Source organism: Psychrobacter raelei, from assembly GCF_022631235.3.
GTDB classification, from domain to species: Bacteria; Pseudomonadota; Gammaproteobacteria; order Pseudomonadales; family Moraxellaceae; genus Psychrobacter; species Psychrobacter raelei.
In genome coordinates this window covers 1,257,826-1,281,517 of the sequence record NZ_CP093310.2, presented here as the reverse complement: position 1 = coordinate 1,281,517, position 23,692 = coordinate 1,257,826, and the positions used below count along the sequence as shown (strand labels likewise).

Below are 23,692 nucleotides of genomic sequence, written 5' to 3'. Positions count from 1 at the left end.
CAAGTCTCTTGGTTTTTTAACATTTACCGCCGAGCATTGACCTGTTCCCACATTTTATTAAGCCGCTTTTGTGACACCGATTGACGGGTTTTCATCGGCTGCGCAAACAGCTGAATACGAAACTCCTCAACCAGCCAGCGGTAGTCACTAATGGTCTCGTCATCTGCACGCCCCGCCAAACGCTCCATATGGACATCAAGCTCATACACCGCGTCCAGATCGCCATCAAGATTATGCTCTAAGCGCTCAATGCGTATCTCTAATGCTTCAAGATAACGCGGATATTGCTGCCAATCCTCATACGCCATACGATACACAAAGTCTGACAAATGCAAATCATCAAGCTGATCCTCGATATCATCTATCGATTCACCAAACACGTCACGATCAAGCATCAGTAAGCTGCGGCGGATACGCTGCCATCGCGCATAGACATCTCGCAGCAGTCTTAGCACTTTTTGGCCTTCTAATAAGAAATTGGCCAATACCTTTTCAGATGTTTTTTCAAACTCTGTGTCATCTAGCGGCAACTGATTGGCCAATTTCTCAGCAACTTTATCAGCATTATCAGGCAGCGCTTCGTCATGATCTTGAAAGCTTGGTGCGTACGCTTCTAAGGTAGCGTCAAGCGTGGCGTCTACCACGATGGTCTTTAATTTCTCCATATCGCCTAAAGGCGCAAAGGCCAGCTTAAAGGTCTTATCAATCTGACTGGTAAGCTGCTTTTGCTTGGCACCGAGTTTGCTGCGGATAAGGGTCAATACCCCTTTGCGATGCGCTTTTAGCGCTGCTGTCACATCGGTAAATTGATGAATGGTCACCGCCTCGCCAGCCTCATCAGCCACCAGTGCAGAAAACTCTTTCATCACAATACCGGCACTATGACGGTTTTTGCTAAATCTAAAGTGCCCAGGAAAGCTGGTATGTACCCCTTGCGTATCTTGGCTGCTGCTTAACGCTTGACTGGTCTTGCTGGCATGACGTTGCTGCAAGGCTTTAAGATCACGCCCTTTTTCAATGACCCGCTTTTTGTCATCAACCACACAAATTTGTGGCTGCAGGTAACGGTCGATAGCGCTTGGATTAAAGTCCTCTGGTTTTACCTCAAGCACACCGCGGCGCTGCAAAGCCTGGCACAGCTGGTTTAATAAACCTTGCTGGTGATTTTTTTCAAGCTCGTCATATAAGCTGTCTGCGGTATTGGGAATGGGCACAATCTTGCGGCGAATCTCTTTGGGCAAGGATTTGAGCAATTGCAGTACCAGCTCATAACGCCAGCCTGGTACCCCCCATAACAGTTCAATGGCATCTAGCTGCGGTAAGGCAGCAAGCGGTACTCTAATGGTCACCCCATCATCTTCAGAGGCCGGATCGAACACGTATTTAAGAGGCAGCTTTAAATCACCCAATTGCCAAACCTCTGGGAACTCGCCTGTGGTCGGTGCCGTCTCTTTCAGCACATCCTCATCGGTAAAGAACAAGAATTTTGGGTCTTCTTTTTCAACATCAGCACGCCAGTCTTCAAAGGCTTTACGGCTGGCGATGTGTTCCGGGATTTTGCGCTCGTAGAATTGATATAAGTCCTCTTCATCCACTAACAAATCACGGCGACGCAGCTTTTCTTCTATACGCTCAACATCTGCAATTTTGTCCATATTGTGCTGCAAGAAAGGCGCTTGACGGCCCAGATTACCAGTCACAAGACCATCGCGAATGAATATTTCTCGTGACTCCTCTAGGTTAATCTGCTCATAATTTGTCAATTGCTTAGCGACCACAATCAGACCAAATAAGCTGATCTGAGCATAAGCACGCACGCGACCAGTTTTCTTCGACCAATGCGGCTCGAAGTAATGGTATTTAAGCAGATTGCCCCCGGCAGAGATAATCCATTCTGGCTCAATTTTTGCCACGGTGCGCATAAACACTTGCGAGGTTTCGACTATCTCGAATGCCATGACCCAAGCAGGTACTTGCTTAAACACGGTACTGGCTGGGAATATTTTGGCTTTTTGTTGACGTGCAGCCAGATACTCACCACGCTGATCTGTCTTATGCGCAATAACAGACAGTAAGCCGGTTAGTAACGCACGATGCAGGTTGGCATATTTCACCGCACGCTGCGCTTCATTGACTTTGTTATCACTGGCATTATCAACAATTAGGTCCGTGGCCACGCTTTTGGCCACTGTTACTGCCTGATTGGCATGACGCTGGCCCTTAGCAGCGTCATTTTGCGTGTGGGGCTTGTCTTTATGCTCTGTGCCAGAGTCTGTGAGCAGCTTTAGGTCAGTCACCATTTGCTCAAGCTGGCGGTAGGTCTTCTCCCATTCACGCAGACGCGGGAAGCTTAGATAATGCTTTTTGGCAAAGGATTTGCGCTGACTGCTGCTTAGCTTATTACTACCGCCGCCATATAGAGCGTTCCATAGGCTTAGATAAAATAGAAAATCAGAGTCTTCTTGACGAAAAATAGCATGTTTTTGATCAGCCTGAGCCCGCTTCTCGGCTGGACGCTCTCTGGGATCTTGCACCGCAAGTGCAGCCACAATGATAAGCATCTCAAGCATACAATCAAAGTCACTACCAGCGACCAGCATACGGGCAAGCCTTGGGTCAATCGGCATGCGTGCCATTTTTTGACCAATACGGGTCAGCTTAACATCATTGAGTGTTTGCTTAGCCACAGGTTTTTTACTGTCGCTATTTTTTGGCGTCAGTGCACCGAGCTCATCGAGCAGCTTTCGGCCATCTTTGACCAAGCGGCTATCAGGTGGCTCGATAAAATCAAAGCTCTCTACTGTGCCCAGACGCAAGCTTGCCATCTGTAAAATCACCGATGCTAAGTTGGTACGCAGAATCTCAGGCTCAGTAAACTCAGGGCGACTGGCGAAGTCTTCTTCTGAATATAGGCGGATACATACCCCAGGCGCCACACGACCACAGCGCCCTTTACGCTGGTTGGCCGCCGCTTGTGAGATGGCCTCAATAGGCAGTCTTTGTACCCGTGAGCGATACGAATACCGCGAGATACGCGCAAAACCTAAGTCAATAACATAGCGGATACCCGGGACAGTCAGCGCGGTCTCTGCCACGTTGGTGGCAATAACAATGCGTCTGCCGCGACCTGAGGGCTGAAAGATACGCTGCTGCTCAGCGTAAGTCTGGCGCGCAAATAATGGCAGCACTTCAGTATGGCGCGGCCCATGTTGCACCAGCACCTCTTGCATCTCACGAATCTCTGCTTCGGTTGCGGCAAATATCAGAATATCGGCATGCTCAGGATGCCCTTTAGCAATCGCATCTTCAAAGCACTCCTCTACCGCCGCCACCACCGCACGTGGCAGATTATCCTCAAAGTCATCATAACTGTCGTCATCTGAGCTGCTCACTGGGGTATCTGTCAGCGGACGATAGCGCACTTCAACTGGATAGCCTCGGCCCTCGACATCAATAACAGGCGCCGGCACCATACGCTTTTTAACAGGGTCATACTGAGCAAAATACTCACTAAAACGTCCGGTATCCAAGGTGGCTGAGGTAATAATCACCTTCAAATCTGGACGCTTAGGCAGCAGCTGTTTTAAATAGCCCATAATAAAATCGATATTTAGGCTGCGTTCATGCGCCTCATCGATAATAATTGTGTCATAACGGGTTAAAAAGCGATCATGACCCAGCTCGGCCAGCAAGATACCATCGGTCATTAATTTGACCACGGATTGGGCGCTGCCTTGCTCATTAAACCGAATCTTAAAGCTAACGGTTTCCCCAAGTGGCTCACCCAGCTCTTCAGCAATTCGGTTGGCCACACTGCGCGCCGCCAGTCGTCTGGGCTGAGTATGGCCAATCTGACCCGTAATACCTCGGCCTGCCAGCATCGCAAGCTTCGGCAGCTGAGTGGTCTTACCTGAGCCGGTCTCACCGGCCACAATAATCACTTGATGGTCGGTGATGGCCTGAATAATATCGGTGCTGCGCTTACTGACTGGCAGCTCATCATTAAGCAGCTGCGGCAAATTATGAGGAATGCTATCAATACGCTGTTGTACCACGTGCTGTGAGCGCTGCTTTATTTGCTCAAACTTAGCTTGCTTGTCTGCCAATACTTTAGGGTCTGCGTTTTTTGGCGGACGTGATAATTCACGCTGCAAGCGGCTTAGAAAATGACGGTCTTTGGCCAGTACCGGCAGCTCCTTCATCGATTCAAAAACAGCCAATTTAGAGCTTATCTTATCGTTTGAGCCATCCTCTACCACAGACGCATTATGTTGATGCGCCTGCATTAACGAGGGCTCTTGAGGATTAGAGGAGGCAGTGCTATTCGTGTCTTTAGTCATAAGTTTTTTTGGCTTTATCGGCTTGAGTTTTGGGGTCAGCAAAGCATTGCAGTGACACAACTATCTATAGTATAAAAAGGTAGAACAGTACGGGGTAAAATAAACAGACGTGGGCGCGGGTATGGCCGCTTGAACCCCTACTTTAGACGCTAAGACGTTTTATATTTCTCATGCCATCATTTCAAAGGGCATGGGGGTTTTATGAGGGGTAATGGCCGCACAATCAAGGGTTTATTATAACACTGCTGAGCGGTTATTTTTGAGTTGCCCTTGATTACGAGAAATTAACTTATAATGCCAAACTCACAACGCCAAACTTTTAAGCGTCTTGAGACTGAGGTAGCCGACATAATTTTTATCCTCTACAGCCTCATCAAAGTCAATAGAACCAACAGGTATAGGCGTGATAGCCAGTCGACCAACACTTAGCAGACCATCAACATCATAGATATCATCGACATCCACCTGATGTTTATTATCAATGTGTGAGGCGGCATTGAAGGGAACATCGTCGTCATTATAGCTGTAATGCTTATAAAACTCGGTCGTGGCGGCCGCTTTCATTGCTGTAGCTTGAGTGGGTGCAACCACCAGCATTTTGTAATGAAACTCTTCGATACTGCCCTCTTGATAGCCACCCAAATTAATAAAAAACAGTTTTAAGTCGGAAGCGTTATCTGTGCTCTGGTTACTCTTAATTGACGAGTTTATATTGCCTTTCGCTGCAGTATTATCGTCCTGCCACTCAATATGATAAGCACTGCCATCAGGGTTAATAACCGTAGTGACGCTACGATAAGAGTCGATATGCCATTTGTTCTTGACGGCAGGCCAGTGGGCATTTATCGCATCTATCAAATCGCCTACCTTATCTGCTACCCCAAAGAACATGTCGTGCTGTTCAATCAGCCGACCCTTTGGCGTGGCGCCGAGCTGCACCATAAACAGTGTCGTCATACTCTGCCCCTTTGACTCAATACTGGATGATTTATTTAGTTAAACGACTTAGTATAATCAGATTTGGTGTCTCGCAAGAACTGCTTCACCACAGCCACTGTGGCTTTCGGGTCTTCTTCTTGCGGCACATGACCTAGGTGATCAAATACCACCAATTGGCTATTGGGTATGGCAGCCTTAAATTTATAAGCGCTTTCAATAGGAATTAATTCATCTTGTGCGCCCCAGATAATCAGTGTGGGCTGCGTAATCTCACCCAAGCGCTTGACTTCATCTTGATATAACCCCTCGCGCATGCGTCTGGTCAAGGCTTTACGATTGCCTGCACGGCGGCTGAGCTCATAATAACGGTTCACTAAGTCATCGCTTACCTTGGATTTATCTGCATAAACACTCTGCACACTACTGCGCACCATGCTTTTGGGGAGTACATGCTCAGTAAGACCATCTAATACAGGAGACTGTGCCAGTTTAAAGCCAATGGGCATGCGTTTGGGGGTAAATTTAAAGCCCGATGCATCAACCAATATCAAGCGGTCAATCCGCTCAGGGTGCATTAAAGCAGTTAGCCAAGCAATGCCGCCGCCAAGCGAATTACCGGCAATGGTCGTTCGCTTGATATCAAGCTTATCCATCACTTTAATGACAGTATCAACATAATTATCTAAGCTATAGGGCTTGGTATCATCAGCATAAGGGCCTGTTAACCCAAAGGCTGGCAAGTCTAAGCGTACCACGCAATATTGTTCTTTAAGCGCCTCAGTCCAGCCATCCCAAGTATGCAAGCTGGCTGAAGTGCCATGGATTAGTAACAAAGTTTCAGCGCCGCTTTGCGCTTCACAGTTATTAGTAGCCGCTAAGTTATCAGATGTCTCAGACTTGGTCACATGCACCTGTAATCCTTCTACATCGACATAAAAGCTGGTCGGCAGCTCCCAATGCTTAAGCTTAGAGACCTGCAAATCTGGCTTCCAGATGCGGCCGATGACAAGTGCTGCCGCAGAGGTTGCCAGCACACCCGCCAAACCCATCTTGACTAAAAGTGTCTTATTAAACGTCAAATGCTTATCCATTGAACACCTATCCTTGGTTAATTTATCTTTGATTACTGGTCTTAACGATTGGTTTTTGCTGATTAAACTCAATCCTTATCATTCAGCTTATTGCAAGATAAATCCATCAAAAAAAGCGACCTTAAGGTCGCTTTTTCTTCACATCAAGTAGCTGATAGTTTATCCAACCATTAAAACTTTAAACGCTTGTCTTGCTCAATCTTGCTCATGACCTCAGGCAATTTATTACCCAGCACAGTCAACGCTGACTTGGTTGCGGTGCTTACCAAGCCTGATACCGCCGAATGAGCGGCGTTAGCAAAACCCAACTTCTCAGCCAAAGTGGGTTTTTGGCGTGATAAAATGGCATACACTTGATGCTCATCCATTTGCTTTAGCAAATATGCATCCGAGGTCGTCAGCTCATCGACCAGGTTTAAATGCAGCGCATCCTCACCATACCAGTGATCGCCATTGGCCACTTTGGTTAAGTCCAGCTGCGGGCGATAGGTGGTCACAAAGTGCTTAAATAGCTTATGTGTTTGCTCTAGCTCCTCAGTGTATTTGGCACGATCGTCATCATCATTCTCACCAAAAACAGTCACCGTACGCTTGTACTCACCTGCGGTAAACATTTCATAATCGATATCGTGTTTTTTTAGCCATTTATTAAAGTTTGGCATTTGTGAGACCACACCAATTGAGCCGATAACGGCAAACGGGGCTGCTAAAATTTTATCTGCCACACAGGCCATCATGTAACCCCCGCTGGCAGCGATTTTATCCACGGCAATGGTGAGCGTTAAGCCGGCGTCTTTGAGGCGCACCAATTGAGCTGCGGCCAAGCCATAGCTATGTACCATGCCGCCGCCTGACTCTAGACGAATGACCACCTCATCACCCTTATTGGCGCCGCTGATGATGGTGCTAATCTCCTCGCGCAAGTGCTTAACAGCACTGGCTTTAATATCACCATCAAAATCAAGCACAAATACACGCTTTTGCTTGGCTTTCGCTTTAGACTTATCTTTTAGTTTTTGCTTGGCTTTTTTGGCCAGTGCTTTTTGGAATTGTTTTACCGCATTTTTGTCCCCTGTCGCTTCAATAAGATGCTTGCGACGCTCGTTTTGACTTTTATTTAAATGAACTACTTTTAACTCAACTGGGTTTTTGGCCGGATAAAACAACATAAATATTCCTTTAAGGGTATAAAACATATCGAAAACTAGATGGGATATAATAACGCTCTAGCACAAATAATTTTTTATCATATTGTTATTAATATGCGTTTGCATTTCAATAATTTCAAGGGTGTTTGGTTGTATCAACACGCAAGATTAGGCATAATGTGCGTTTGATAAAAATTCTTTGACAGAACCTTCTTGAATTTATAAGAATTCTTTTTTGATAACTGATAGGTAGTGGACAATTTATGATGCGTACCGAGTATTGTGGGGCCGTAACCGAAGCGTTACTAGAGCAAACCATCACTATAACAGGCTGGATTCATCGTCGCCGTGACCATGGTGGGGTTATCTTTTTAGATATGCGTGATCGCGCGGGTATCTTGCAGGTTGTCGTTGACCCCGATACGCCAGAAGCTTTTGCAACCGCTGATGCTGCACGTTCTGAGTATGTATTAAAGATTACAGGTCGTGTGCGCAAGCGCTATGAAGGTACCGAAAACGCGAATATGACCAGTGGTAACGTTGAGCTGTTGGCCAAAGAAATTGTCGTATTGGCCAAATCTGAAACACCGCCATTTCCATTAAATGACGAGAATATCTCTGTATCAGAAGATTTGCGCCTAAAATACCGCTATTTAGACATGCGTCGTCCAGAGATGCAAGAGCGTATGGTATTTCGTGCCAAAGCCACCTCTACCATCCGTCGTTATTTAGATGACCAAGGTTTCTTAGACGTTGAAACCCCAATTTTGACTCGTGCCACACCAGAGGGTGCACGTGACTATCTTGTGCCATCACGTACCCGTCCAGGTAACTTCTTTGCTTTGCCTCAGTCGCCACAGCTGTTCAAACAGTTATTAATGGTGGCAGGCTTTGATCGTTATTATCAAATCGCCAAGTGTTTCCGTGATGAAGACTTACGTGCCGACCGTCAGCCAGAATTCACTCAGGTGGATATCGAGACGTCTTTCTTGTCTGAAGAAGACATCATGGACATCAACGAAGGCTTGATCCAAAACCTATTTAAGACCATGCTAGATGTGGACTTAGGTAAGTTCCCACGTATGACCTACGCTGAAGCCATGCGTGACTATGCCTCTGATAAGCCTGATTTACGTATCCCATTAAAACTAATCGACGTCGCAGACTTGATGCAGTCGGTTGATTTTAAAGTGTTTGCAGGCCCTGCTAACGATCCTAAAGGTCGTGTGGCCGCCTTACGTGTGCCAAATGGTGGCTCACTAACCCGTAAGCAAATCGATGAATACACCAAATACGTCGGCATCTATGGGGCGCGTGGTCTGGCATATATCAAAGTTAACGATGCCAGCAACATCAACAATGGTGTCGACAAAGAGTCTGGCCTACAATCGCCTATCATCAAAAACATGAGCGATGAGGTGTTGGTAAGCTTAATTGAGCGCACAGGCGCACAAGATGGCGACATCATTTTCTTTGGTGCAGATAAAGCCAAGATTGTGAATGATGCTATGGGTGCGCTACGTGTCAAAATCGGTCTAGATATGAACATCGAAACTTGTGAGTGGGCCCCGCTATGGGTCGTCGACTTCCCAATGTTCGAGGAGACCGATGATGGTAAGTGGACCTCAATGCACCACCCCTTCACCATGCCAAAAGGCTCAGTTGAAGAGCTAAAAAACAACCCAGAAACAGCCCTATCTATCGCCTATGATATGGTACTAAACGGTACTGAGATTGGCGGTGGTAGCTTACGTATTAACACAGTTGAGATGCAGCGTGCAGTATTTGATGCCTTAGGTATCTCAGAAGAAGAGGCCAACGAGAAGTTTAGCTTCTTACTAGACGCTTTAAAATTCGGTGCGCCTCCGCATGGCGGCTTAGCCTTCGGTTTGGACCGTCTGATTATGCTTATGGTGGGCGCAAGCTCTATTCGTGACGTGATTGCATTCCCGAAAACCAAAACTGCAGACTGCCCATTAACTCAGGCCCCTGCAGAAGTCGACAGCCGTCAGCTGCGTGAGCTGGGCATTCGTGTGCGCGAAAAAGCGCAAGCTGAAAACAAAGAGTAATTTAGCTAACCGCTTGTGGGGCTAGCCCCCACCAGCAGCACACTTAGCTGGCAAAGCGGTGGTTATTCAATAGCTTAGATAATTACCCCTTATTGCGAGTTAAGTCTATGAACCCATTAAATGCCGTCAAATTTGTGCCATTGTCCGCTATGCGGGCAGTGGCACTTTTCGTCACTCCCATCGTGAATAAAATTCCTAACACCTCGATCAAACGCAGCATTGATATCAATCTGCAATTGGCAACACCTGAGCTTGACCATGAAGCTCGTGAGCAACTTTCAGAACAAATTATTCGCAATCAACTCTTAAGCACGGTTGAATCAGTGAAAAGCTGGGCGATGCCGCCTGCTTGGAGCATCAACCAAGTCAATAAAGTATATAATCTGCAGATACTTGAGGCTGCCTTAAAAGATCCTAAGGGGATGCTTGCCATTGTCCCGCATTTGGGTACGTGGGAGATTATGAATGCCTGGCTGAATCAATTTGGCTCACCTACTATCTTATATAAACCGGTCAAAAACCGACTTCAAAATGACTTTATTCTGCAAGGCCGCCAACGCCTTAACTCACAGATGGTCCCCACTGACGCCTCTGGTATAAAGGCCATTTTTAAGACCTTAAAATCTGGCGGCTTTAGTATCATCCTCCCCGACCATGTGCCTCAGCCCTCAGGCGGTGTTCAAGCACCATTTTTTGGTATTGAAACATTAACCAGTACGCTTGCACCCAAGCTTGCCAGCAAGACCAAGTGCTCATTGGTAGGACTGGTCTGTGTACGCAGTGACAATGACTCACCCTTAAAAAGCGGCTTTGATGTCCACTGCTTCGCCTTAGATGACCCTAAGCTATTTGATAAGGACATTGTAGTTGCTACCAGCGCTTTAAACAAAGCGATGGAGGACATGATCAAGCGCTTCCCTGATCACTATATGTGGAGCTATCGACGCTTCAAACAAATTCCCTTAATCAACAATCCTTACAAAGCCAGTACGGATCAGCTAAAGCAGTTTATTGGCGCTTATGTTAAACCTAAGTTATTGACCCAAAATGCTCAGCAAAATGAAGCATTAGAGGATTCACCCGCTCGCACATTAGAGCGCTCATTAGACAAATAAGCATTTTACTGACTCCTAAACCCACCTATTTGGCCCGAGTAACTCATGACAACTACCCAATCTGACTCACGCCTTACGCCTTCTTCAAATAGTGAGGCCCGCTATGTGATCTGTATGAAATGGGGCACCAAATATGGCCCTGAGTATGTCAACCGTCTATACAATATGGTCAAGCGTCATCTGACATTAGATTTTCAGATGGTATGCCTTACCGATGATGAGACGGGTATTGACCCCAATGTGCGCTGCTACCCTATTCCTGAGCTCAATCTACCTGAGGGCCTGCCTGAACGTGGCTGGAAGAAGCTAACCACCTTTAAGCCTGAATTATATGACTTAAAAGGTACTGCGCTATTTTTGGATATTGATATTGTTATTGTTGATAATATCGATGCTTTTTTTGAATACGAAGCCAAGTTTGATGACAGCGTGGTCATCATCCGTGACTGGAAAAAGCCTTGGCGCATGGTGGGCAACAGCTCAGTGTACCGCTTTAAAATTGGTCAAAACACCTATCCCAATCTGCTCAGTTACTTCGAGAAAAACTTTGCCAAGATAAGCAAAGAGGTACGTCATGAGCAGGCTTATTTATCTAATTATTTGCGTAAGCATCACCACTTAGAGTACTGGGATAAAACTTGGTGCGTAAGCTTTAAATACCAATGTATGCCCTCTCCTGCTATGAGTTTTATTAAAGCGCCAAGCTTACCTGATAACGCTAAAATTATTATCTTTCATGGTGAGATTAATCCGCCTGATGCGATTAAAGGTGGTGGCGGTAAATGGTATCGCCATGTGAAGCCAAGCCCTTGGCTTAAGGATTACTGGAAATAAAAACATCGACTCGGTAGCAGATAACTAAAGAGCTATCTACCCAGATACTTATATTACCATGACATAGTGAGAGCCCTTGTGAGCCTACAATCCCCATCTGAAATAGACTTAGTTATCGCCTGGGTGGACGGTGATGACCCGAAGCTCAAGCAAAAGCGCCAGTCGTATCAAAAAACCACTCAAGTGGCCTCTGATGCGATTAGTGCCACTCGCTTTGCCAGTAACAATGAAATCTATTTTAACGTGGCCTCTATTTTAAAATACGTGCCCTTTTGTCGCTATATCTATATCGTCTCTGATGAGCAGCAGCCTAAATTTATCGAAGAGTTTGCGGCACAAGGTGTCTGTACCCAAGACAAAATTCGCATTATTGACCACAAGCAAATCTTCGCAGGCTACGAGCAGTATCTGCCAACCTTTAATACCCGCTCGATTGAGACCATGCTGTGCAATATACCAGGTCTGTCTGATTATTTTATCTACTTAAATGATGACTTCTTTTTTAATCAACCAGCCCAGATTGAAGATTTTTTGACTGATAATAAGATGGTAGTGTATGGCCACTGGCGTAGCAGCCTGCCACTGAAGGCTAAGCTTGATTACCGCAAGACATTACAAAAGCTAGTGGGTAAGCCGGTGCAGCCTAAGCATACTATTGCTCAAATGCTGGGGGCACAACTGGCGGGGATGAGCAAGTTTTTTGAAATACATCATTATCCGCATATTGTTGATAAAAATATTTTGCGAAATTTCTTATTAAGCAAGCCTACGCTACTGGCTAAACAAATCGAGTATAAATTTCGTGATGTGGAGCAGTTTAATCCCATATCATTGATGAATCACTTGAAAATCAAGCAAAATCAGGTCATCTTAAAGCCTGATATTGACATCAATTATCTAAAAGATGAACGCAGTGTGCAGCAGTTTATTAAAGGTTTGCAAGATTCTAATATCAAATATGGCTGCATACAAAGTATGGATCAACTGCCCGCTAAAGAATTCGCTCAAGTTACTGAGGCCATGTTTACCAAGCTTCAGTCCTACCTGCCGCAGTCACTATTGACTGCGCAAGGCTGACTATCACACACTAAGGACAAGATACCTCTTATGAAAGTATTAACTTACTTAATCAACTTAGATGGCAGTGACAAACGACTCGAGCGCTCTACCGAGCAGCTACAGCAGCAGAACTGGGACTTTGAAAGAATATCAGCGTATGATGGGCGTGGTAAATCATTGTCTGAGTTTGTCGATTATGATGACGAACAAACGCGCAGTAACTTAGGCCGCAGCCTTTTAAACTCAGAAATCGGCTGTTATCTGAGTCACTATCAGTGCGCCCAGAAGTTTCTTGAGACCGATGCGGATATGCTGATAGTTTTAGAAGATGATATGAAGATGTCCAGTGCATTTGCGCCGGTAGTCAAAGAGGCCGTATCGTATTTGTATGCGCATCCAGAGCTTGACTGGTATTTGGTCAATATTGCTGCCAAAAAAAAGAAACTGGCCAAAGATATCACAACCATCAATGAACATACGCTTTGGCACGCCTATTATTTTCCTATTAGGGGTCTTGGGCTGATTTGGTCACGTAAAGGCGCCGAAGAATTTATTAAGCATGGCAAGCCCATTACGATGCCAGTCGATATTTTCTTTCAAAGATGGCTCAGTCAAAATGGCAAAGGTCTAGGTGTTTGGCCCGCCGTGATTAGCCCTATGGGGATCGATAGTGATATTTTAGGCACTCAGTCCAGTCAAAATATTCAGCGTAAAGATAAAGAAGGCCGAGATGGCAGCTATAATCTCAAAAAACAAAAAAGAATGCTACAAGACAAAGCGGCGGCTGTTAAGCATCTTTATTTGAATAAATAACTGTATTAAAAACTACTCAAAATCTGGTTTAGCCCAAATACCAGTGCTTTATATGGATAAAACAGTTATGAAGAATATTATTATTAGCTTAGATTCTGCCAATAAAAGACGTCAACACATCGAAAATGAATTTGGTAAACATCAGCTTAGCTATGAGTTTTTTGACGCTCTAAGACCTGAGCAAGCAGCTCAATACGCTAAGAGTCTAAACTTAGAGGATACCTCAGATTTAACCCCTACTGAGCTGGCATGTATGATGAGCCATGTTGCAGTATGGGAGAAAATCATTGCAGAGCAGCTTGATTATGTCGCCATCTTCGAAGACGATGTTTATTTGGGGGAAGATGCGGGAAATCTACTCAATAGCACAGATTGGATTCATCCTGATTGGCATATCATAAAAATCGAAGCTTTCGCTAAAAAAACTTATTTGGGCAGCAAAACGTATGAGGTCCTAGCTAATAAGCGTCACGTCACCCAGCTAAAAGGTAAGAACCTAGGGACTGCTGGTTATATCTTATCTAAAAAAGGGGCTATAATTTATTTAGATTACATAAAAAGCCAGGTTTTAGTGCCTTTAGATATCATGATGTTTGACAACTTTATTCGCCAAGGCTCTGAGCCTATACAACAACTGGTTCCCGCTTTGTGTATTCAAGAGATGATTTTGCACAAAAACAATCCTTCTTTGCCTAGTGCCCTACTAAAAGAGCGTAAGGACCGTATGAGAGCAGAGAAGAAAAAAGGACTCGCCAAAGTTAATAAGGAAGCTAGCCGACTGCTCACTCAAGCTAAAAAGACACTTTTTGCTAAAGAAGTGCCTTTTAAATAATATTATCTTAACTATCTATTAAATTGATCAGCAAGTTCTATTGAAATTTACCGAGTCCAATATGAGCCCAACACACTCCATTTTATCGAATAACTCTAAACACTCGGTTGCCATACTGTACATTGCAACCGGTCGCTATACTATTTTTTGGGATCATTTTTATAAATCGGCAGAAAAGTATTTGCTTCCTGATTGCGACAAGCACTATATCCTATTTACCGATAGCGATGATCTGATTGACTCATTTAAAACACAAAGTGACCAAGTAATTGCGCTTAAAAAGGAAGCAATGGAATGGCCATTTTGTACCTTAATGCGCTTTAGATTCTTCTTGGATGCTGAAAATATCATTAAACAACATGACTTTGTCTTTTTCTTTAATGCCAATACAGAGTTTTTATCAACTATTACGCAGTACGACCTACTTCCGTTGGGCTCACATGAAAACTTAACACTATGTCTGCAACCGCATATGTTCCATCGTAATAGAGAAAAATACACATATGATCGCAATCCGAAATCAACAGCCTATATTGCGTATGGTGAAGGTAAGTATTATTTCACAGGTGCTCTAAATGGTGGCAAAAGTGAGGCTTTCTTGGATCTATGCCATACTTTATACAATAACACCCAGTCTGATTTAAAACAGGATATTATTGCTCTTTGGCATGATGAGAGCCATCTTAATAAGTTTGCCTTAGGGCGTGAAGACATTAAAATTTTACCTCCGTATTTCACACGTGGCGAGCGTGAATACTGGAAAAAAACGTCTAAGCTTATGTTCTCTGACAAGTCACATTATCGTTTTGGTGGGCATGCCTACCTTAGAAATGAGACTGATAAAAAAATCACTGAAGCTGAATGGAATAAAAAGAATGCCAAACGTCGCAGAAAACTCAAGTTTCGAGCCAAACAGTATATCTCCTCACTTCTTTTCAGACAGTGAGACTTACAAGCAGCTTAAAGAAAAGAAGAAAAAACCTTACCGTTACTTCTACAATCTAACAACACCACACAATAAACGTAAAGCTTTTGAAAAAGAAGCTGATCTTGAGCAGCAAAATCAAGTAGCGAAGTGCTGGGCAGAGTTCATTAAGCGTTACTATAGTGGTCAGCTCCAAAAGTTCTCATTAAAGCCTAAAAAAGAATTTCAAAATGAAAAAATCATTTGGCAATATTGGGGGCAAGGTGTTTCTGATAATCAGCTGCCTCCCTCAGTGCAGCTCTATTTTAAGTCGGTAGACAAACATGCTGCCGACTATAAAGTGATTAGACTTGATGATAGCAATATCCATGAATACCTAGACTTGCCTGATTTTGTTTGGCATAAAAAAACCTATCCTGGATTTAGACCTGCTTTCTTTGCAGACTTGCTGCGTCTTGCTCTGCTTGATGTCTACGGTGGTGTGTGGTTGGATGCGACTATTTATTTGACAGACTCTTTGCCTAATGTCTTACAAGATAATGGATTTTTTATGTATCAACGTGCGGCTGATGCAGAAAACAAACAACAATGGCATAAGTTTAATAGTTATTACTTTAGCTGGGAAAGCTCTCATAAGGTAAACCTGTTAAATAGTATTATTTTTGCCAAAAAAAATGATCCGGTTATTCATACTTGTCTCGACTTAATATTAAACTTCTGGCAAACCCAAGAATATATACCTCATTATTTTTTCTTCCAGATTTTGTTTGATACACTAATAAAAGACAAACTTGCTCCACACCAATGTCCTATAGTTGATGACACTAAACCACACTTGTTAGTGGCAGCTCTTCATACTCCTTATAATGAAGCTGATTATCAGAAAATTATCTCTCAGTCGAGCATTCATAAAATGTCCTATGTTAAAGATTTTAAACCTGGTTCATATTATGAGTTTTTATTACAAAATACTTGATACCTGAAATTTTAAAACAGCAACTAGCTCAAGTTTCAAAATCAAATAAAAATTAGTGGAAACAAGTGCATGAAAATACTAGTAACGGGCGCAGCAGGATTTATCGGCTTTCATGTCTGCCAGAAACTACTTGAACGTGGTGAACAGGTTGTCGGTATCGACAACCTTAATGATTACTATGACGTCTCATTAAAGCATGCCAGATTAAAACAGCTTGGGGTTATACCAATTCTAAGAAATAAGGTACAATACAACCAACTCAACAACATAATAGAATCATATGCCGAAAAAGACCCCTAGAAATCATAAACTCACAGACCACGATTTTCTGCAATTGTCTAAAACAGAAGGCAAGGCCAGAGCGCGAATCAGACTACTCATGCTGCATCAACTGAGTCAAGGTCATCCTATAGCGACCGTCGCAGAGAACTTTGGCTATAACCCTAGAAGCGTCTATACCATAAGAAGGAAATACTGGTTGCATGGTATCACTAGTGTCTATGACGCAGCTGGCAGAGGCAGAAAGAGTCTTTTAGCAGAAAAAGACATAGAACCATTCAAACAAGCGATAGTAGAAGCTCAGCAGCAAAGAGGTGGTGGTAGGCTCACCGCAAAAGACATCGCACAAATCGCCAAGGAGCAATTTAACGCCAACTATACCCCTAAAGCGATCTACCCTCTCATGAAACGTATTGGTATGAGCTGGATATCTGCGCGTAGTCAGCATCCTAAGGCAGATCCTAAAGTTATGGAGGCATATAAAAAAACTTCCTTGAGCAGGTAAAGCAAGTTCTACCTGATGGTGTTGATATCAAGCAAGTTGATATATGGTTTCAGGATGAAACACGTATTGGACAACAAGGTTCTATCACAAGGGTTTGGCACTATAAAGGACAAAGACCTCGAATAGTCAGGCAACAGCAGTTTGAATCGACTTATCTGTTTGGTGCCTTTAATCCGGCGACAGGTGAGAGTGTTGGACTTGTTCTACCTTATGTGAATAAGCAAGCCATGGGATTGCATATGGAGGAAATTAGTAAAGCTGTTCCTGAAGGTCGGCATGCCGTGGTGGTTATGGATGGGGCGCTATGGCACCAACCAAGCTTGGATAAAGATAATGTGACCATGCTTAAATTGCCTCCCTACTCACCTGAACTTAACCCTGCTGAACAGGTATGGCAGTACCTTAAACAGCATTGGTTATCTAATCGCTGTTTTGAGAGTTATGATGTGATTGTCGATGCGGCATGTGACGCTTGGAATGCATTGTGTAATGAGACTAACTTAATTAGGTCTATCACTCAGCGGGAGTGGTGCGATTTGAGTGTTATTTTTTAGAATTGGTATTACTTTACCTAACGAGCCGGATACCAATACTACTTATTCTACTAAAAATAAGCATTTTGAATTTATCAAAATTGATATCGCAGACCGTGAGGCGATGGCGTCATTATTTCAAACGCATCAATTCGATGCTGTCTGTCATTTGGCGGCTCAGGCAGGTGTACGTTACTCGTTAGAGAATCCACATCAATATGTTGAAGCCAATATTGTAGGGTTTTTGAATATTCTAGAAGGCTGCCGCCAACAAAAAGTAGATAACTTATGCTTTGCATCAAGCTCATCTGTATATGGACTTAACCAATCTCAGCCATTTAAAACATCCGATCATACCGATCATCCTGTCTCATTATACGCTGCTACTAAAAAATCGAATGAGATGATGGCACACACTTATGCGCATCTGTTTGGTATTCGTTGTACTGGTTTAAGATTTTTCACCGTTTATGGTCCTTGGGGACGCCCTGATATGGCGCCGATGTTGTTCGCTGATGCCATCTCTAATAACCGCCCTATCAAAGTATTCAACCATGGTGATATGAGCCGCGACTTTACCTATGTTGGTGATATTGCCGAGGGTATTTTGGCGATTTTAGATACTCCGGCCGGTAGCAAAGATGTGGGTGCACCAACCTTTGACCCCCGACATCCGAGTCCAGAAACCTCTTCTGCCCCTTATCGCCTCTATAATATTGGCAATAACTCACCGGTAAACTTGATGGCGTTTATTCGTACATTAGAGGCAGAATTTGGCACAGAAGCACAGAAGATTATGATGGATATGCAGCCTGGTGATGTGGCTTCGACTTACGCAGACTCCAGCTCATTAACCCAATTAACCGGCTTTACCCCCAATACAGAGTTGGCTGAGGGTATCAAACACTTCGCTAATTGGTATCGTGGTTATTTTAAAAAATAACTTATTTATTCCACATATTTAAAAGAGCCAGCCACAGCATGGTGATAGGCTCTTTTATCGATAAGAAAACAATATTTTCATTTATATCTTCTATTGTTATTTAAACCGTTAGAACTGCCGAATCAACTGACAACTTTCCAACAAAGAGGTTTTAGCTTCCCAGTTTAACTCCTTTTTAGCCAAATCTACTTTTGCCCAAAACTTAGCTAAATCCCCTTTTCGTCTAGGCTTTATCTTTCTCTCTATCAAAATGTCATTAGCAGCTTCAAAGGCACTTACCAGCTCAAGTACCGTAGTACCCATACCTGTCCCTAAATTAAAAACATGAAATCCAGTATTTGCTAAATACTCGATGGCAGCCAAATGTCCTTCCACTAAATCCATCACATTAATATAATCTCGCTCACCAGTACCATCTCTTGTCTCGTAGTCATCACCAAATACTTGCAAATAAGGCAGCTCAGAATTAGCTACCTTAATTATATATGGCATTAAGTTATTTGGAATATCTTTTGGATTCTCACCAATCAATCCTGACGGGTGAGCGCCAATTGGATTGAAGTAGCGCAGGGTTATTGCTGAAAAAGCCTCATTGCTAGCACATACATCACGTAAAACATGCTCTACATGCAGCTTAGTATAGCCATAGGGGTTAATCGGATTGGTAGGATGCCGCTCATCATAGGGTAAATATTTAGGCTCCCCATAGACCGTAGCAGAGGAAGAGAAAATAATTTTATTAACTTTATTGTTCTGCATAGCTTTGAGTAGATTCAAACTTCCAGAGACATTGTTATCATAATACAATATCGGCTTAGCAACCGACTCAGCCACTGCTTTTAGACCAGCAAAGTGAACTACTGCTTCAATAGTAAACCGCTTAAAGATACTATCAAGTAAACCCTCATCTCTGATATCCCCTTCAATAAAATGTAATTCTTTCTGTGTAATCTGCTCGACTTTATCTTTCACACCGGCATGGCTGTTTGAAAGATTATCCAGTACCATAACCTCGTAACCTGACTGCAAAGCAATCACAGTAAAGTGACTGCCAATATAACCAAGACCACCGGTAATTAATAGCATATTTTTGACTCTTATATTATTCTGTGCAGCTATATTTAAAAAATTATAGTAATTATACCTTACATATCTAATATACTAATTTTAAATATAAAAAATCCGAACATCATGTCCGGATTTTTTTATATTTAAGCCATCCCTAAAATAAGGGCTTAGAGCATAACAGCTATACCGCTTAATTAATCAACAAAGCTCAGCCAATCCATGTACTGCTCATTGCGGCCATGTACCACATCAAAATATAAGCTCTGCAGCTTCTGTGTGATGTCACCGCGTCCGCCATTACCAATGGTGCGATCATCGTATTCACGGATGGGCGTCACTTCAGCGGCAGTACCGGTCATAAACACCTCATCGGCTAAATAAAACTCATCGCGAGTAATACGGCGTTCGACCACTTTAATGCCTAAATCCTCAGCGAACTGAATCATCGTACGGCGGGTAATCCCATCTAATGCCCCACCTGCCAAATCTGGCGTATGTAGCTCGCCATTTTTTACCATAAATAAGTTTTCGCCTGAACCTTGGCACACATAGCCTTGAGAGTCCATCAAGATGGCTTCGTCATAGCCGTTGCGAGTCACCTCTTGGTTGGCCATAATAGACACTGGATAGTTGCTCGCTGCTTTGGCCTTACACATGGTGACGTTGGTCATATGGTGGGTGTAGGATGAGGTTTTAACCCGGATTCCTTTTTGGATGCCCTCCTCACCCAAATAAGCGCCCCATTTCCAAGCGGCAACCATGGCATTGATACTATTATCTCGTGAGGAGAGTCCTAGTTTTTCAGCGCCCACCCAGATAAGCGGACGAATATAGGCCGACTCAAAGCCATTTTGTTTAACGACCTCTTTTTGGGCTTGATTCAAAGTGGCTTTATCAAAGGGGACATTTAATTGAAAGATTTTGGCAGAGCCCATTAGGCGATCGGTGTGATCTTCTAATCTAAAGATTGCAGTACGGCCATCTTCTGTTTGATAAGCACGCACCCCTTCAAATACTGCCATACCATAATGCAAACTGTGCGTTAACACATGCACTTTGGCATCAGGCTGATTGACCATTTCACCGTTTAGCCAAAGCTTGCCTTCCGTTGTTGCCATACTCATAATATTGTTCCCTTTACGCCAATAATCGTCAATCGAGCCTGCATGATCTCCCCTTATAATAAACAGCATATTTAGGAGAGGTCAATCATTTTAGTATATCACTGCGGCCTAAATTGACTATCAATTTTTAGTTTTGTAGCGCATTTGATTTGGTTATATTGAGTCCTAGGCTACACCACTATCTCATTCCATTTAGAGATGACATACTCGCGTGTCTCATTCCAGACCGCTGCATCTACCACCACCGATTCGTTAGCAAGCGCCAGCTGATGCATCGCGGCGCGCAGTAGAAGATAGGCTTTAGTAAGTCCCTCACAGGTCTCAGCATCCCACACTCCAGCGGCCGCTAAGCTTTCAAAAATTCTGACATTATCGCTCCACTGCGCCAGCTCTGGGTGGTCATGGGCATGGGCCAATACGCCATATTGCGCCATAAACTCAATATCGACAATACCGCCTGCATCTTGTTTTAAATGAAACTCACCTTGCTGCTGAGCTAAGGGATTGCTGCCCAAATGGTCTTTCATTTTGCCGCGCATTTCAATCACGTGCTGTTTTAAGTCGGCAATATCACATTTGCGCGTGAGAACCTGTTTGCGAGTATGATTAAAGGCCTGTATCACTCGACTGTCACCACAAATGGCGCGCGCCCGTACTAAGGCTTGATGCTCCCAGACCCAAGCTTTTTCTAATTGATAGCGCTCAAAGGAGCGGCTTGAGACTACCATCATGCCAGCATTACCCGAAGGTCGCAGTCGCATGTCAATCTCATAAGCACGCCCATCTCGGGTTTGGGTATTGAGATAGGTCATCAGCTTCTGGGCCAAACGCGCGGTAAACTTCATGCCGCTAACCGGTTTAAGCCCTGTGGTCATTGCTTGCTCATTAATCTGGTGAATAAATACCAAATCAAGATCTGAGGTATACGACATCTCTATCCCACCAAGCTTGCCATAACCAATAATCGCAAAGCCGTTGTGCGCTTCGGTTACTGACTCGCCTTGCATATTGATCGGATAGCCATGACGCTTGACCAGCTCTGAGAAGGCACGCTCTAAGGTAAATTCAAGCACCACCTCAGCAATATAAGTCAAGGAGTCAGACACCTTCATAATCGGGCGTTCAGCCAGCACATCACTGGCGGCTACAGCCAGCACCTGATTGTTTTTGAACAATCTAAGCACGTTTAGTAGCATCTCCTCATCATTAGGCTCAACGCGCAAAAGGCGCTGACGCAGGATATTGGCAAGCTCCTCTTTGTCCGGCAGGTGGCGGTAGCGCTGCTGTAAGAATGAATCAAGCAATACCGGATAGCGGGTCAACTCGCCAGCAATCCAAGGGCTTGCCGAGAGCATGGGAATCAGATTAACTGTGGCATCTGGGTTTTCAGCGAGCATCACTAGATATATAGAGCGGCGACAGATGGCCTCTAATAAGTCGATAAGTCTGGGTAATGCCACATTGGCTAAGCCCTGCTTGGCTTCATGAATTAGTAACGCATGCACCAATACAGGATAAGCGGCATCTAATCGCTGTTTGGCCTCCTCAGATAGATTGGCCACCATTTTGCTTGACCAAAACTGCTCAAGCTTGGCCTTGTTATCCCCGTTAAGCACCTCATCTAAGCTTTGCAGCTCATCACTGGAGGCAACAGCGGTATTGGTAGGCGTCTGGCGCTCAGTCACCATACGATCAAAGGGGAGATGCACATTGCGGCGATGCTCATTTAGACGCTGTAAAAAAGCATCCCAATTATCAAAGCCTAAGGTGAGCGCCAAATTGTGCTGGCATTCTGGATTGTGCGGCAGCTTTTGAGTTTGCTGGTCATGAATGGCCTGAATACCATGCTCAACGCGGCGAAAAAAACGATAAGCGGCCTCTAGGTTGCGGTAAGTATCATCATCGATGAAATCAAATTCGTTTAAAGCCTGCATCGCTTTGAGGCAGGACTTGACCTCAAGCTGACTGTGACGACCGCCATATATTAATTGGAAAGCCTGTACCACAAACTCTATGTCTCGAATGCCGCCGGCACCGAGCTTAACATTGTCTAAGTCCTCTCGCTGCGCCACTTGATTTTGAATTAAAGACTTCATTTCACGCAGTGCAGCAAAGGCACTGTAATCGACATAATAGCGAAACACAAACGGCTTAATGATGCTCTCTAATTGACTATTAAACCTATCGTCAACCTCATTAATCACCCGCGCTTTTAGCCACGCAAACCGCTCCCATGCGCGGCCATGAGCAGCAAAGTACTTCTCTAAAGCCGATAAGTGAATGGCCAAGTCACTGCCCTCACCCCAAGGGCGTAGGCGCATATCGACTCGAAACACGAAGCCTTCTGCCGTGCAAGTATCTAAGATCTTAATAATGCTTTGACCCAAGCGAATCATAAAGCGCTTATTATCTATACTTTTGGTGCCTTTGGATTTATCACCATCGGTTTCACCGCGGGCACGGTGTACGAAGATTAAGTCGATATCACTAGATAGATTCAGCTCTTGCGCCCCAAGCTTACCCATGGCAAAGATGGCCATGTCATCGAACTGACGCTGCCCTTTTTCATCAATATATGTGGGCCGGCCATAGCGCGCAACCAATTGCTCCCAAACATACTCTTTAACGAATATCAGACAATTATCCGCAAAATCTGATAGCTCACCGGTCAGCTGTTCAAGCGCAATGAGACCCAAAGCGTCCTGCCAAATCCAGCGCAGCATCAATAGCTCACGCAAGCGGCGCAGACCTTTCATGACGCCGGCTTCATCGGCCCGCTTAAGCTCGCCCTCTAACCCATCGTCTAAGGTGTAATCATCAATCAAATCACAGATTTGCTGGCGAGTCAGCAGCTCACCTAAAGGATAACTGGTCAAAAAGTTTTGGCAAATAGCCGGCTTGTTTTTCCAGATTTGATAAGCAAAAGGACTGGCCATCTTAAGTGCTTGAATGTGCTCTTGGGTTATGTGCTGGGCGCTTAGTGAAAGGACGTTTTGAGTTAATTGGTCAATGAGGCTACGGTCAGAGGGCATGATAGGGCACGGCTCCTTAAAAGTGCTAGTGTGCTATTAGCCTACCACATAAAAAGCGGTTAGAAGA

The 23,692-nt window shown here is 44.2% G+C and carries 18 protein-coding genes and 1 pseudogene; 12 read left to right on the top strand and 7 right to left on the bottom strand.

Features of this window, described 5'->3' with window-relative positions:
• Positions 1-23: 23 nt before the first annotated feature.
• The 4 genes from hrpA to sohB all read right to left on the bottom strand — a co-directional run bounded on the left by hrpA (position 24) and on the right by sohB (position 7,539).
• Entirely contained in the window at positions 24-4,202 is a 4,179-nt protein-coding gene (gene hrpA / locus MN210_RS05535) for an ATP-dependent RNA helicase HrpA (RefSeq protein WP_338412825.1), read from the bottom strand.
• Positions 4,203-4,643: 441 nt separating this feature from the next.
• Entirely contained in the window at positions 4,644-5,297 is a 654-nt protein-coding gene (locus MN210_RS05530) for a DUF1543 domain-containing protein (RefSeq protein ID WP_241879452.1), read from the bottom strand.
• Positions 5,298-5,332: 35 nt separating this feature from the next.
• Positions 5,333-6,370, bottom strand: a complete 1,038-nt coding sequence (locus tag MN210_RS05525; protein ID WP_338412706.1) for an alpha/beta fold hydrolase — start codon at positions 6,368-6,370, stop codon at positions 5,333-5,335.
• Positions 6,371-6,540: 170 nt separating this feature from the next.
• Complete coding sequence (gene sohB, locus MN210_RS05520; RefSeq protein WP_110816461.1) at positions 6,541-7,539, bottom strand: protease SohB; 999 nt, start codon at positions 7,537-7,539, stop codon at positions 6,541-6,543.
• Between the two features lie 242 nt (positions 7,540-7,781).
• Here sohB and aspS point away from each other — a divergent pair, with 242 nt between their 5' ends.
• From aspS to MN210_RS05460, 12 genes and pseudogenes are all read left to right on the top strand, one after another.
• Complete coding sequence (gene aspS, locus MN210_RS05515; protein WP_241879449.1) at positions 7,782-9,587, top strand: aspartate--tRNA ligase; 1,806 nt, start codon at positions 7,782-7,784, stop codon at positions 9,585-9,587.
• 107 nt (positions 9,588-9,694) lie between these two features.
• Entirely contained in the window at positions 9,695-10,702 is a 1,008-nt protein-coding gene (locus MN210_RS05510; RefSeq protein WP_338412705.1) for a lysophospholipid acyltransferase family protein, read from the top strand.
• Between the two features lie 45 nt (positions 10,703-10,747).
• The gene (locus tag MN210_RS05505) at positions 10,748-11,536 is read left to right on the top strand and encodes a glycosyltransferase (protein WP_338412704.1); all 789 of its coding nucleotides are present in this window, start codon (positions 10,748-10,750) and stop codon (positions 11,534-11,536) included.
• A 78-nt stretch (positions 11,537-11,614) separates the two neighbouring features.
• On the top strand, positions 11,615-12,613 hold the full coding sequence (locus tag MN210_RS05500) for a Stealth CR1 domain-containing protein (RefSeq protein WP_338412703.1): 999 nt from the start codon (positions 11,615-11,617) through the stop codon (positions 12,611-12,613).
• 30 nt (positions 12,614-12,643) lie between these two features.
• Complete coding sequence (locus MN210_RS05495) at positions 12,644-13,408, top strand: glycosyltransferase family 25 protein (protein ID WP_338412702.1); 765 nt, start codon at positions 12,644-12,646, stop codon at positions 13,406-13,408.
• 67 nt (positions 13,409-13,475) lie between these two features.
• Positions 13,476-14,240 (top strand): glycosyltransferase family 25 protein, encoded by a 765-nt coding sequence (locus MN210_RS05490; protein WP_338412701.1) that lies wholly within the window; start codon positions 13,476-13,478, stop codon positions 14,238-14,240.
• 61 nt (positions 14,241-14,301) lie between these two features.
• A complete protein-coding gene (locus MN210_RS05485; protein ID WP_338412700.1) occupies positions 14,302-15,186 on the top strand; it encodes a glycosyltransferase in 885 nt (294 codons plus the stop codon).
• Entirely contained in the window at positions 15,116-16,141 is a 1,026-nt protein-coding gene (locus MN210_RS05480) for a capsular polysaccharide synthesis protein (RefSeq protein WP_338412699.1), read from the top strand. Before MN210_RS05485 ends, MN210_RS05480 begins: the two co-directional genes overlap by 71 nt.
• Positions 16,142-16,210: 69 nt before the next feature.
• Positions 16,211-16,366, top strand: a pseudogene (locus tag MN210_RS05475) (NAD-dependent epimerase/dehydratase family protein); the annotation flags it as partial.
• Between the two features lie 55 nt (positions 16,367-16,421).
• A complete protein-coding gene (locus MN210_RS05470) occupies positions 16,422-16,925 on the top strand; it encodes a winged helix-turn-helix domain-containing protein (RefSeq protein WP_241879271.1) in 504 nt (167 codons plus the stop codon).
• 26 nt (positions 16,926-16,951) lie between these two features.
• Positions 16,952-17,479 (top strand): IS630 family transposase, encoded by a 528-nt coding sequence (locus MN210_RS05465; RefSeq protein WP_255017050.1) that lies wholly within the window; start codon positions 16,952-16,954, stop codon positions 17,477-17,479.
• The gene (locus MN210_RS05460; RefSeq protein WP_338412698.1) at positions 17,466-18,401 is read left to right on the top strand and encodes an NAD-dependent epimerase/dehydratase family protein; all 936 of its coding nucleotides are present in this window, start codon (positions 17,466-17,468) and stop codon (positions 18,399-18,401) included. The genes MN210_RS05465 and MN210_RS05460 overlap by 14 nt, the downstream gene beginning before the upstream one ends.
• A gap of 108 nt (positions 18,402-18,509) precedes the next feature.
• Here MN210_RS05460 and galE read toward each other — a convergent pair whose 3' ends face one another.
• From galE to glnE, 3 genes are all read right to left on the bottom strand, one after another.
• Positions 18,510-19,487, bottom strand: a complete 978-nt coding sequence (galE, locus tag MN210_RS05455; protein ID WP_241879443.1) for a UDP-glucose 4-epimerase GalE — start codon at positions 19,485-19,487, stop codon at positions 18,510-18,512.
• 176 nt (positions 19,488-19,663) lie between these two features.
• Positions 19,664-20,593 carry a branched-chain amino acid transaminase gene (locus MN210_RS05450; protein ID WP_011960251.1) on the bottom strand — a complete coding sequence of 310 codons (930 nt, stop codon included), beginning with the start codon at positions 20,591-20,593 and terminating at the stop codon, positions 19,664-19,666.
• Positions 20,594-20,763: 170 nt separating this feature from the next.
• On the bottom strand, positions 20,764-23,625 hold the full coding sequence (gene glnE, locus MN210_RS05445) for a bifunctional [glutamate--ammonia ligase]-adenylyl-L-tyrosine phosphorylase/[glutamate--ammonia-ligase] adenylyltransferase (RefSeq protein ID WP_338412697.1): 2,862 nt from the start codon (positions 23,623-23,625) through the stop codon (positions 20,764-20,766).
• Between the last annotated feature and the right edge of the window lie 67 nt (positions 23,626-23,692).